Here is a 12,181-nt window from a genome sequence, read left to right as displayed (position 1 = left end):
CCCTCAGACCCGATCGATGATTTTCTCGCCGAACAGCCCTTGCGGGCGGAACAGCAGGAAGACAAGCGCCAACACGTAGGCGAACCAGATTTCGATGCCGCCGCCTACCAGAGAGCCCAGATACACCTCTGACAGTTTTTCTCCTACACCGATGATGAGCCCGCCGAGAATGGCGCCAGGCACGGAGGTCAGTCCGCCCAGGATCACCACAGGCAAGGCCCGCAGTGCCGCCGTGGATAAGGTGAACTGCACGCCGAATTTCGAGCCCCAGATAATGCCGGCGACGAGCGCGACCAAACCTGCCACGCTCCAGACAATGACCCAGATGCGGTTGAGCGGGATACCGATGGATTGAGCGGCCTGGTGATCATCCGCGACAGCACGCAACGCGCGCCCCGTGCTGGTGTATTGAAAGAAAATGGCCAGCGCGGCAACAAGCAGGGCGGCGACTACCGCGGCGGTCAGGTCCTCCAGGTTGATCAGGACACCGCCTTCAAAGACCGATTCCAAAATAAAGGCAGGATCTTTCGGCATACCCACGTCGATGCTGTAGACCGAACTGCCAAAGGCGATCTGCCCCAGGCCGTCGAGGAAATAACTGATACCCAGCGTCGCCATGAGGAGCGTAGTGGCCTCCTGGTTGACGAGATGGCGCAGCACATAGCGTTCGACGACTACCGCCAGCACAAACATCAGCAAGGCACTGACGATGAACGCCAGAACGTTGGCCAACAGCAGATTCTCGAATCCCAGCCATCGCGGAATCCATTCCGAGAAACGAGCCATCGACAGCGCCGCGACCAATACCATCGCGCCCTGTGCAAAGTTGAATACGCCCGATGCTTTGAATATCAGCACAAAGCCCAAGCCGATCAGCGCATACAACATGCCGCTCATCAGGCCGCCGAACAAGGTTTCTAGAAAAAATCCCATGGTTCTGTTTCCGCCTTGGTGCTAGTGCGATACGCCCAGATAGGCTTGAATGACGGCTTCGTTGGAGCGGACCTCATCGGGTTTGCCATCGCCGATTTTCTTGCCGTAATCCAGAACCACAACGCGATCGGAAATGTCCATGACCACGCCCATATCGTGTTCAATCAGCACGATGGTGGTGCCAAACTCATCATTGACGTCCAAGATAAAGCGGCTCATGTCCTGCTTTTCTTCGATATTCATACCCGCCATGGGCTCGTCCAGCAATAACAGACGCGGCTCCATGGCCAGCGCGCGTCCCAGGTCCACGCGTTTCTGCAAGCCGTAGGGCAGACGACCCACGGGGGTTTTGCGATAGGCCTGGATTTCCAGGAAATCGATGATGTTTTCGACAAACTCGCGGTGCCGGATTTCCTCGCGTTCGGCGGGACCCCAGCGCAATGCCTGCGCCAGCAGCCCGCAGGTCATCCGCAGATTGCGCCCCGTCATGATGTTGTCCAGCACACTCATGCCTTTGAACAAGGCCAGATTCTGGAAGGTACGCGCGATGCCCATTTCGGCGGCACGGCGTGGGTTCATACGGGTGTAGCGCGTGCCCTCGAATTCGATGCCGCCTTGCTGGGGCGTGTAGACGCCGTTGATGACGTTGAGCATCGAGCTCTTGCCTGCGCCGTTGGGGCCGATGATGGCGCGGATTTCATGCTCGCGCACATTGAATGAAATATCGGTCAGCGCTTTCACCCCGCCGAATGACAGGGAAATATTCTGCAGGTCGAGCATGACCTTGCCGATACGCTGGTCGCGGTCTGTATGGCTCATGATTTAGGCGGCCCGGGCAGTAATGGCGGGAAAGGTCTTGACCGGACGGATCTTGATATCCGCCGCAATCTTGCCGATACGGCCGTCTTCGAATTTGACTTCGGTCTCGATGTATTGCGTGTCTGAGCCTGCGAACAAGGCATCGACCAGCACACCGTATTTCTGCGCAATGAAGGCGCGTCGTACTTTGCGGGTGCGTGTCAGCTCGTCGTCATCGGGATCGAGTTCTTTATGCAGAATGAGAAAACGCGAAATCTGCGAGGCGGCGAGCTTGGGGTCCAGCGCGAGATCGGCATTGATTTGTTCGATGCATTCTTCCACCAGCCGGTACACCTCGTCTTTGCCCGCCAGGTCGGTGTAACCCGCATAAGGCAGACCGCGTCGCTCGGCCCAGTTGCCTACGGCCTCGAGGTCGATATTCACAAAAGCGCAGACGTGATCCCGGTCGGCGCCAAAGGCCACGGCTTCTTTGATGTGAGGAAAGAACTTGAGCTTGTTTTCCAGGTACTTGGGCGCAAACAGGCTGCCGTCAGCGAGTTTGCCTACATCTTTGGCGCGATCGATGATCTTCAATTGGCCGTCGGTATCCAGATAGCCCGCGTCCCCGGTGTGGAACCACCCGTCGGCATCGCGTGCCTCTTCGGTGGCTTGAGGGTTGCGGTAATACTCTTTGAACAGGCCCGGGCTCTTGACGAGAATCTCGCCGTTATCGGCAACACGGATCTCCACGCCGCTGACGGGCGGGCCAACGGTATCGTCACGGACCTGGCCGTCGGGTTGCACGCAGACAAACACCGACGTTTCGGTCGAGCCATAAAGCTGTTTGAGGTTGATGCCGATGGACCGATAGAACACAAACAGATCAGGACCGATGGCTTCGCCGGCGGTATACGCCACACGCACGCGGCTCATCCCCAGCGCATTGCGCAACGGACCGTAGATCAAGATGTTGCCCAAGGTATAGCGCAGCCGATCCCACAGGCCAACCTGCTCGCCATCCAGAATACGCACACCCACCCGCCGGGCCAATTTCATGCAAGCCTGAAACACGCTGCGTTTAATGCGGCCCGCGTCTTCCATGCGGATCATCACGTGCGTGAGCAGGCCCTCCAGCACGCGAGGCGGCGCGAAATAATAGGTCGGCCCGATATCGCGCATGTCGATCGATACCGTTTCTGGAGACTCGGGATGGTTTACCGTAAAGCCGCTGACGAGCAGCTGCGTATACGAGAACATGTTCTGCCCGATCCAGGCGGGAGGCAGATAAGCCAGCACGTCTTCTTTATCGGTGAGCTTTTCCATTTCGGCAACGGCGCGGGCGCGATCGATCAACGCATGGTGCGTCAACACAACGCCTTTGGGCTTGCCTGTCGTGCCCGAGGTGTAAAACATGGCTGCGGCATCATGCGGCCGCACGGTGGCCACGGATGCTTCGAAAAACCCTGGATGCTGTTCTGCGTGTTTTTGGCCGGTCGCGATCAGTTGGTCATATGAACGCAACATAGGATCGGCGTAATGGCGCAGTCCTCGCGGATCGTCATAGATGACATGTGCCAGGTCGGGACACTGATCGCGCACCTCGAGCATCTTGTCGACTTGTTCTTGATCCTCGACCACGGCAACGGTGATGCTGGCGTCTTGCAGGACATAGACCATTTCCTGTGCGACGGCGTCTTGATAGAGCGGCACGGGAATGGCGCCTAAAGCCTGCGTGGCCATCATGGCGATATACAGGCGTGGCCGGTTCTCGCCAATGACGGCGACGTGCATCCCGGGTGTTATCCCTAATGCTGCCAAACCGTGCGCTGTCTGGCGCACGTCGCGCGCGACGTCGCTCCAGGTCAGGGTCTGCCAAATGCCCAGGTCTTTTTCGCGTATGGCGGGCCGCGACCCGCGTACGCTGGCATGCTGCAAGAGCAGGCCGGGAAAGGTGCTGGGTGCGGCCGACGTGTTGCCGTCGACGGCAGGCTGTGCATGCACCACGTTGTCTCCTCCGGTTTGGGGGCCACTGGTCCGATGCTCACACTGGCGGTATGAACATCGGGGTGGCACTTGACCAGTTCATTTTCGATGTACGGCAACAGTAAGGTATAAGCTTGCTTAGTCGCCAACTGTCATGATCACGACATTCCAAGAATATTTAGGGTATTCCCGATGCAATTAACCGATTCTCTGCATCTCGCAGCAGCCTGGTTCCGAGTCTTGACCGACGAGCAAAAATCGCGCGTCGAGCGGGATATCGTGGTGCAGCCTGTGCAAGCAGGAACGATCATAGAGCGCAAAGGAGAGCTTGCCCAGGCGTGGATCGGGGTGTTGGCGGGATTGATCAAAGTCTCGGTGGGCAACGCCGAGGGCAAAGTCGCCTCGTTGACCGGGGTGCCTGCCGGCGGCTGGATCGGCGAGGGCTCGCTGCTCAAGCGCGAAGTGCGCAAGTACGACGTGGTGGCGTTACGCGATTCGGTGGTGGCACGTATGCCGGCGGCGACGTTTGAGTGGTTGCTGGATACCAGTATCCCGTTCAATCGCTATTTGCTGCACCAATTGAACGAACGCGTGGCGCAGTTCATCGGCAAGGCGGAATATGACCGGTTGCTCGATCCCGACGCTCGGGTCGCGCGCTGCCTGGCGGAATTGTTCAACCCCTTGCTATATCCCGGGATGGGGATGCGATTGACCATCACTCAAGAGGAAGTCGGCTATCTGGCCCGTGTCTCGCGTCAACGCGCCAATCAGGCCCTGGGCAAACTCGAGGAAGCTGGTCTGCTGCGCGTGGAGTATGGCGCGGTGCGCGTGTTGGACCTGAACGGATTGAAACGCTATGGCGCCGACGCGGTGAGCGGGCAGCGCGACGAGTGAGTGCGGCGGGGCAACGCTACAGACCGATGGCGAGGCGGCCGGTGGCGTCAGCGTCACGTCAGCAACGACAGTCGCGTAATCGCGGGGGATGAAGCACCGCGCCGTCCGTCAGTTGGCAGGATGATTGCTCAGGCCAGGCCATTCCACGCCAGGCGCATTGCCAAACCAGCCATGATGACGGCGATCACGCCATCCAATATGCGCCACGCTTTAGGGTTGGCGAAATAGGGCGCAAACAGGCGCGATCCGACGCCCAGCACGATCAACCACAGGACGCTGGCCGTGACGGCGCCTGCGGCAAAGGCCAGCCGTGCATCGTTAAATCCGTGTGCCAATGAGCCGATCACCATGATGTCCAGCCAGAAATGCGGATTCAGCAAGGTGAAGCCCGCAGCCGCCAGCAGGGCTGCGGAACGCGAGGGGACGGCATGCTGCGCGGCAGTCAGGCCGCCTTGCGCCCGAATGGCGCGTTGGGCGGATTGAAAGGCATACCAAGCCAGAAAGGCAACGCCAAACCACAGGATGGCGTGCGTCAACCAGGGGAACCAATTCACCGCGGTCTGCAATCCCCACACGCTGGCAAATATGCAGATGCCGTCCAGTAGGGCGCAAATTGCCAGGATGCTGAGCAAATGCGCGCGCATCAATCCCTGCCGCAGAATAAAGGCGCTTTGCGCGCCGACGACGGCAAATAGTCCCAGTCCGGTGGCGGTGCCACTGGCCCAGGCGGTAAACAGGGCGGGGGAGGAGGCGAACGTAAACATCTTTGCGAGCTTCTACAAAACAGCGCCGCAGCAATTGCCGCGGCCAGGAGCGTATTTTGGCTTGCACAAGATATGAAATAAAGCTAATTTTGTTTAAGTTGATTAAGTTTTTCTAAACCAATAAGAATGGCAGCACTTGCCGGAGCAAGGACGGATGAAAATTGATCACGGCAATCTGCGCGCCCTGGCTGCTGTGGTGCGTGAAGGGAGTTTCGAGCGGGCGGCCGCCGCACTGAATGTGACGCCCTCGGCGGTGTCACAGCGCATCAAGTCGCTGGAGGCGCGCATGGGGCGTTTGCTGGTGCAGCGTACGGTGCCTGTCGTGGCTACGCCCGACGGGCAGGTGCTGGTGCAATTGGCCGATCAGACGGCCTTGCTGGAGCATGATGCACTGGATCGTCTGGGCCTGGAGGACGACGCCGTGACACAGGCCAGTCTGACGGTGGCTGTGAACCATGACAGCCTGGAAACCTGGTTTATGGATGCGGCGCGGCGCTTTGCGGCCCGCAGCCGCGCCACCCTGGATCTGCAATCTGAAGACCAGGATCACACGGCGGCGTTATTGCGCAATGGTTCGGTGTTGGGCGCCGTGACCGCGTTGGCGGATCCGGTGCAAGGGTGCCGTCTCCACGCGTTGGGCAGCATGCGTTATGTCGCGACGTGTACGCCCGCATTTCATGCGCAGTATTTTTCCGCAGGCGTGAACGCGCGGACCCTGGCGCTTGCGCCGGTATTGGTGTTCAACCGCAAAGATGCATTGCAGGCGCGCTTTGCGCGCAAAGTCATGGGCGATGAGCCGTGGCAGCCGCCTGTGTGGTGGCTGCCTTCATCCCGCGCTTTCGTACAGGCGACGCGCGACGGTCTGGGTTGGACGATGAACCCGTTGCCGTTGATTCAGGAAGAGCTCGACACAGGTGCTTTAGTCCCATTACGTGCCCGTGCTACCGAGGATGTCCCCTTGTATTGGCAGCACTGGCGGGTAAACTCACAAGCCATGGAGGCCTTGACCGATGCGGTCCTGGCCGCTGCCGCAGGCGGAGGTCTGGTCCGGCGGCGTTAACTCGTCAGCGCTTAGGCTGACTGTCACGGAGATGTTTTGCATGAAATTCCGTCAATGGGCGCTGGTCGCCCTCTTGGGGCTGTCTGCTGCCACGTCGGCCTGGGCGCACGATTACAAGGTCGGACAGATTGAGATCGATGATCCGTGGGTGCGCGCTTCGGCGCCTGGCCAAACCAATGGCGCGGGTTATCTGGACATTGATAACGACGCCAAGACGGCGGATCGTCTGGTGTCAGTGAGTTCGGATGCAGCCGAGCGAGTTGAATTGCATACCGTGCAAGCCGAAAAGGGTGTGGCTCGCATGCGTCATCTGCCCGAGGGCATCGAGGTGCCTGCCGAAGGTGAAGTCAAACTGGCACCTGGCGGCTATCACGTGATGTTCATGAATTTAAAACAGCCGTTTGTGGCAGGTGGCGAGGTCCCGGCTACGCTGAAGTTCGAGAAAGCGGGCGAGGTGGCGGTGAAGTTCGAGATCAAGCACATCGGGCATCAGCCGGATGCGGGCCATGCGCATACGGAACACATGAAGCATTGATCTCTCAGGGGTAGTGCCGAGCGCCAAAAATTGCGCTGCCGATTCGGACTTCGGTGGCGCCTTCTTCGATGGCGATTTCGAAATCGCCGCTCATCCCCATGGACAGCCTGTCGAGTTCGACGCCCTCGATGGCCGCGTCTTTCAGGCGGTCGCGCAGCTCGCGCAGCGCACGAAAACAGCTGCGTACGGCCTGCGTGTCGTCAGACTGCACTGCCAGGGTCATCAGTCCTTTTACATGTAATGCCGGGCATTCCCGCACGACGGTCCGCAGGAAATCTGCCGCGTCCTCGGGGGGAAGGCCATGTTTGCTGGGCTCAGTCGACGTTTTGATCTGAACCAGCACGTCGATTTCGCGGCCTTCGGTCTGTAGTCGGCGCTGTAGCGCGTGAGCCAGTTCCAGGCGGTCCAGGGATTGGACTTCCGAGGCGTCGCGCGCTGCGTCTTTGGCTTTGTTGGTCTGCAAGTGGCCGATCATGACCCATTGCATGGGCAGATCTGCCAGTGCGTCAATCTTCTGGCGGATTTCCTGCGTTTTGTTTTCGCCGAAACGCGTAAAACCCAGGGCTGCTGCCTCGCGGACGGCGTCAGGGCCGAAAGTCTTGCTGACTGGCAAGAGGGCGACGCTGCCGGCTGGCCGGCCCACGCGGACGCAAGCGGCGTCGATGCGGGCGCGCAGTTGGGCCACGCGGGTCGACATCGAGTCATCGGTACTCATAATGGATGAATGCTGGGTAAAAGCATCATGATAATCGCGCCGGTGTTTTTATTGGCCATGTCCAATGGGCGAGGACACACGCGTGTCCAGGGCAGATTGCGGTCTGCTTGCGTAGAGGCGCGTGCGTGAAGACAGCGTGCGCATCGGCAACGCATTCTCTGCTGGCTGTCTACTGCAGCCGTTGACCGCCCCCGGGGGCAGGCATAGAATTCTTCGTCATTTACTTATTTCGTTGGGCGCTGAGCAGTCTGGTGCGGCCCGGCGCCACGCTGACGCTCGATTCAGCGCTTACTTTTTACCGGCTTCGCCCTCCTCATGTCGCTCGCAGCACCCCGCTACGCTTTCGCCGCGCCGTTCGAAACACCTCCCGCTTCGCCCATTCGTTCCTTGATGCCGTATGCCATGAAACCGGGCAATATTTCCGTTGCGGGCGGCTATCCCGCGCAGGAATTGTTCGACGTGGATGGTCTGACTGCGGCCTCGAATCAGGTCGTGGCGCGTTTAGGGGCGTGCCTGCAGTATTCCAATATCGATGGGCAGGCCAGCTTGCGCACGGAGCTGGCGCGCCTGACGGCCGAGCGGGGCTTGGTTTGTGATCCAGACACCGAGCTGGCCGTCACCGGCGGGTCGCAGCAGGCATTGGCGCTGGTCAGCCGTGTCATGCTGCAGCCCGGCGATCATGCCATTATCGAGAGTCCCGCGTTTCCGAACTCCGTCCAGGCTTTGCGTTATACCGGCGCCACTGTCCACACGGTGCCCTCTGGGCCAGATGGTGTCGACGTTGATGCGCTGGACGAGATGGCGGGCCGTATCAAGCCCAAAATAGTCTGTGTCGTCGCGTCGTTCTCGAACCCCTGCGGCGCTACGATCAGCCGGCAACGGCGTCTGCGTCTGCTCGAGCTAGCGGTCAAGCATCAGTTTCTGATCGTCGAGGACGATCCCTATGGCGAGCTGCGCTTTGCTGGCGAAATGGTCCCGCCGATTGCTGCGCTGGCCGAGGGCGAGGCCCGTCATTGGGCGGTCTATATCTCGACCATGTCCAAGACCATGGCACCTGCTTTGCGCATAGGCTGGATCGTCGCCCCGGCTGAAGTCCGCCGTCGCTGCGTCGGCGCCAAAGCTGCCGACGACATGGCATCATCGGCCTGGATTCAGGAAGTCGTCGCTCAATACTTGGCTGACGGCCGCTACGCACAGCATGTCCCTCGCATCCAGGCCGCCTACGGCGCCCGTTGCGACGCCATGGCGCAGTCCCTGAACCAGTCGCTCGCCGGCCGTATCGTATTCAACAAGCCCGAGGGCGGCATGTTTTTCTGGGCCAGGCTCAACGGCGACATAGACGCGACGCGCCTGTTGCCCTATGCCATTGAACAGGGCGTGGTCTACGTCCCGGGCAAGGTCTTCTATGCAGATCCCGCGCAGGCCGACCTTTACGCCATGCGCATGTCGTTTGCCACCATGAACGAAAGCCAGATCGCCGAAGGCATGACACGTCTGGGCCGTGCGCTGGATGCCTGCGAGGCAAATGCGCCTGTGTCGATTTCCTTGGCGGCGTAACGCCACTGGCGGTCGATTATCTTTCCGTATCGATCGCCGCCATGCATCGCCCAATCAGCTGCGACGCCGGATTCTGCAAACCCGGCTCACCGCTTGCGCCGATATAACAACGATATCTTGGCAAATGCGATTTGCAGTTCCTTCGTTCCGCCCTGAAACACCACCGGCCGCCCGCGTTGAGTAAAAACGACCAAGCGCTTGGAGAACAGCAACGGAACGAATTTGGCAAAGTGGATATCCTGCCAGGCCACCTCGCGCCGAGTTATCCACGTTTGATGCAGACCCGCCTCGTTGATCGTCGTGACGGATTTCTGCATGTGCCATGACACCAGCACCAGCCCCAAAAAACACAGTATGACGATCCCGGCGACAACCGAATTGACCTGTTCGGGTGGCATGCGTATCGCCGACATGGCGATCTGTACGCCAATGATCGCCAGAATCACCCAGGCCAGAATGCGTACCCAATCTGGCCAAGCCTGACCTGACAGCGGTAGGGGACCGATATCGCGTAGCAGCGCTTCGTGCTCGCTGGCGGACGGAGAGACATCGAGAAGATTCATGGCGCTGTAATTACGCGGCTCGTTTGGCTGCAATGGCATTGCCGGCACGGCTGCCACTTTTGCGGTTCAGATTGGCCGACATCCACTGGCCGATATCGACGACCGCATCGAAATCCACGCCGGTCTCAATATCCAGGCCGCGCAACATGTACAACACGTCCTCAGTGGCGACGTTGCCCGTGGCGCCTTTGGCATAAGGGCAGCCGCCCAGTCCGGCGACCGACGTGTGGTAAATGCTGATACCCGTCTCCAGTGCAGCCAGAATATTGGCCAGCGCTTGCCCATACGTGTCGTGGAAATGCCCCGAAATCCGGGCGGGATCGACAACCTGGGTGACGGCAGCCATCACCTCGCGCACGCGCTGTGGGGTGCCCACGCCTATCGTGTCGGCCACATCGATTTCATCGCAGCCCAGTGCCAGATAGCGCCGAGCGACATCGACGACGGACTCGATCGGCACTTCGCCTTGATAGGGGCAGCCCAGCGCGCAACTGATGCTGCCGCGCAGCCGCAGGCCCGCGGCACGTGCGGCTTCGGCAACGGGCTCAAAGCGTGCGATCGATTCGGCGATGGAGCAGTTGATGTTCTTTTGCGAAAACGCCTCACTGGCTGCGCCGAAAATGACGACTTCGTCGGCCTTGGCGGCCAATGCGCCTTCCAGGCCTTTCATGTTCGGCGTCAGGACGGAATAGATGACGCCCGGCTTGCGCTGGATTCGCGCCATGACCTCGGCAGCGTCGGCCATCTGAGGCACCCATTTGGGCGAAACGAATGACGTGGCCTCGACATTGGGAAACCCGGCAGCGGTCAAACGATCAACCAGCTCTACCTTGATATCCGTGCTGATCAGTTCTTTTTCGTTTTGCAGACCATCGCGAGGAGAAACCTCGACGATTTTGACGCGTGAAGGCAAGCTCATTTCTTTTCCTGGGAAGGGCTGCGTACCGTGGGACGCATACCTGCGATTGATGCTGATGACTAAACGTATAGTAATCCTATGCTGCCGAACCGGATGCACGAAGAGCGGGGCTGACCATCCGGGCCGGCTGCCTGAGGCGCTGCAACGTCTATCGAACTGTCGCCTGGCGCCGGAGGTGCTCGCCGGGCACTGTGCCCTTTATTTGAGGCGCTGAAACTGTCCGCCGTCCAGCCGCGCGATATGGCCGGCCAATTCCAGTTCGAGCAATTGCGTGGTCAGTGTGGGGATGTCGAGGCCGGTGCGAGCCTGCAAGGCGTCCAGATGCAGGGGATCGTAGCCGAGCGCTTGTAACAGCGGGGATGTGGGTATATCGACGTCGGCCACGGCCTCCTGAGCGTCGGCAGCGGTTGCCGGCGACGCTGCGGGGCGGGCTGGCGACGGCGATGTATCGGATGATTTTCCGCTGGTTCTGGTGCGTGTGGGAGTCCGTGTGCGGGACGTTGCGCGGGATGCGGCTGGCTGTTCGCCGCCGAGCTCATCGGTGATGTCCTGAGCCGTTTCCACGAGCTTCGCCCCTTGCCGGATCAGAGCATGGCAGCCGCGTGACAAGGGGGAATGGATCGAGCCGGGAATGGCGAACACTTCGCGGCCGCTTTCCCCCGCCAGGCGTGCCGTGATGAGCGAGCCGCTCTGGCGTGCGGCCTCGACGACCAGCACGCCGCGCGCCAAGCCTGCCACCAGGCGGTTGCGCAGGGGGAAATGGTGAGGCAGCGCGCCCATGCCCAGCGGCAATTCCGATACCAGGGCGCCATGCTCGGCAATGCGATGCGCCAGTTCGCGGTGCCCGGCGGGATAGACACGATCGATGCCGGTTCCCATGATGGCCACGGTGCCTGCGCCATCAGGCCCTGCCAGCAGCGCGCCTTCGTGCGCTGCCGCATCGATCCCCTGCGCCAGGCCGCTGACGACGCACCAGCCGTGGCTGGCCAGGTGCCGGGCAAAGGCCCTGGCGTTTTCGCATCCGCCGGGCGTGGCGCTGCGCGCACCTACCACTGCCAGCGCCGGTTGAGTCAGGCGTGCCGGATCGCCATTGACATACAGCACGACCGGCGGGTCGGCGATGGTGAGCAGGCTTTGCGGATAGACGGGATCCGCCAGTGTCAGGATGTGATGGTTCGGCTGCGCCGCCCATTCCAGCGTCCGGTCAATCTGGGCTTGAATCTCGGCTGGCGTGTCGGCCGCCAACTGGATCGCCAGTTGTTGTGGCACGTAACGGGCCAGGGCCGGTGCGCTCAGCGCATAGATTTGTTCGGGCAATCCCAGTGCCGAAAGCAGGGGATAGCGCATCGACGGCGTCAAGCCGGGTTCCAGTGACAGGCGTAGCCAGGCAGAGAGTTCGGTGGCGGAATGGGCGAGCGGCATGGTTCGTGAAAGGCCGTCAGTGGATGGCGGGGCCCTAG

12 protein-coding genes are annotated in these 12,181 nt (G+C 60.5%); 4 read left to right on the top strand and 8 right to left on the bottom strand.

The features are described 5' to 3' along the window. Window positions 1-3: 3 nt before the first annotated feature. From ACNA0I_RS21975 to ACNA0I_RS21965, 3 genes are read right to left on the bottom strand one after another with little or no spacing between them, the layout of a single operon-like run. Window positions 4-933, bottom strand: a complete 930-nt coding sequence (locus tag ACNA0I_RS21975; RefSeq protein ID WP_415808155.1) for a branched-chain amino acid ABC transporter permease — start codon at window positions 931-933, stop codon at window positions 4-6. A 21-nt stretch (window positions 934-954) separates the two neighbouring features. Further along, a complete protein-coding gene (locus ACNA0I_RS21970) occupies window positions 955-1,752 on the bottom strand; it encodes an ABC transporter ATP-binding protein (protein WP_415808154.1) in 798 nt (265 codons plus the stop codon). 3 nt (window positions 1,753-1,755) lie between these two features. Further along, window positions 1,756-3,732, bottom strand: coding sequence for an AMP-dependent synthetase/ligase (locus ACNA0I_RS21965; protein ID WP_415808177.1), 1,977 nt, complete (start codon window positions 3,730-3,732; stop codon window positions 1,756-1,758). 174 nt (window positions 3,733-3,906) lie between these two features. Between ACNA0I_RS21965 and ACNA0I_RS21960 the strand changes: the two genes are divergently transcribed. After that, window positions 3,907-4,608, top strand: a complete 702-nt coding sequence (locus ACNA0I_RS21960; protein ID WP_415808153.1) for a Crp/Fnr family transcriptional regulator — start codon at window positions 3,907-3,909, stop codon at window positions 4,606-4,608. 128 nt (window positions 4,609-4,736) lie between these two features. Here the strand turns inward: ACNA0I_RS21960 and ACNA0I_RS21955 are convergent, their stop codons facing one another. Then, the gene (locus ACNA0I_RS21955) at window positions 4,737-5,372 is read right to left on the bottom strand and encodes a LysE/ArgO family amino acid transporter (protein ID WP_415808152.1); all 636 of its coding nucleotides are present in this window, start codon (window positions 5,370-5,372) and stop codon (window positions 4,737-4,739) included. Between the two features lie 154 nt (window positions 5,373-5,526). Between ACNA0I_RS21955 and ACNA0I_RS21950 the strand changes: the two genes are divergently transcribed. After that, window positions 5,527-6,432: a LysR family transcriptional regulator ArgP gene (locus tag ACNA0I_RS21950; protein WP_415808151.1), complete on the top strand. Its 906-nt coding sequence runs from the start codon at window positions 5,527-5,529 to the stop codon at window positions 6,430-6,432. A gap of 40 nt (window positions 6,433-6,472) precedes the next feature. Next, the gene (locus tag ACNA0I_RS21945) at window positions 6,473-6,967 is read left to right on the top strand and encodes a copper chaperone PCu(A)C (protein WP_415808150.1); all 495 of its coding nucleotides are present in this window, start codon (window positions 6,473-6,475) and stop codon (window positions 6,965-6,967) included. 4 nt (window positions 6,968-6,971) lie between these two features. On the opposite strand, the gene ACNA0I_RS21940 is transcribed toward ACNA0I_RS21945, so the two are convergent. Then, window positions 6,972-7,682 (bottom strand): YggS family pyridoxal phosphate-dependent enzyme, encoded by a 711-nt coding sequence (locus ACNA0I_RS21940; RefSeq protein WP_415808149.1) that lies wholly within the window; start codon window positions 7,680-7,682, stop codon window positions 6,972-6,974. Between the two features lie 315 nt (window positions 7,683-7,997). Between ACNA0I_RS21940 and ACNA0I_RS21935 the strand changes: the two genes are divergently transcribed. Next, complete coding sequence (locus tag ACNA0I_RS21935) at window positions 7,998-9,239, top strand: aminotransferase-like domain-containing protein (RefSeq protein WP_415808148.1); 1,242 nt, start codon at window positions 7,998-8,000, stop codon at window positions 9,237-9,239. An 86-nt stretch (window positions 9,240-9,325) separates the two neighbouring features. Here ACNA0I_RS21935 and ACNA0I_RS21930 read toward each other — a convergent pair whose 3' ends face one another. From ACNA0I_RS21930 to dprA, 3 genes are all read right to left on the bottom strand, one after another. Continuing rightward, window positions 9,326-9,802 (bottom strand): hypothetical protein, encoded by a 477-nt coding sequence (locus ACNA0I_RS21930; protein ID WP_415808147.1) that lies wholly within the window; start codon window positions 9,800-9,802, stop codon window positions 9,326-9,328. 10 nt (window positions 9,803-9,812) lie between these two features. Continuing rightward, window positions 9,813-10,721: a hydroxymethylglutaryl-CoA lyase gene (locus ACNA0I_RS21925; RefSeq protein WP_415808146.1), complete on the bottom strand. Its 909-nt coding sequence runs from the start codon at window positions 10,719-10,721 to the stop codon at window positions 9,813-9,815. A 198-nt stretch (window positions 10,722-10,919) separates the two neighbouring features. Next, the gene (gene dprA, locus ACNA0I_RS21920) at window positions 10,920-12,143 is read right to left on the bottom strand and encodes a DNA-processing protein DprA (RefSeq protein WP_415808145.1); all 1,224 of its coding nucleotides are present in this window, start codon (window positions 12,141-12,143) and stop codon (window positions 10,920-10,922) included. Window positions 12,144-12,181: the final 38 nt, after the last annotated feature.

Origin of the sequence: Bordetella muralis, assembly GCF_965139205.1 — a bacterium.
Taxonomy (GTDB): domain Bacteria; phylum Pseudomonadota; class Gammaproteobacteria; order Burkholderiales; family Burkholderiaceae_B; genus Bordetella_A; species Bordetella_A muralis.
Note: the sequence above shows the minus strand (reverse complement) of the source record. Positions and strands in the feature narration are given on the sequence as shown.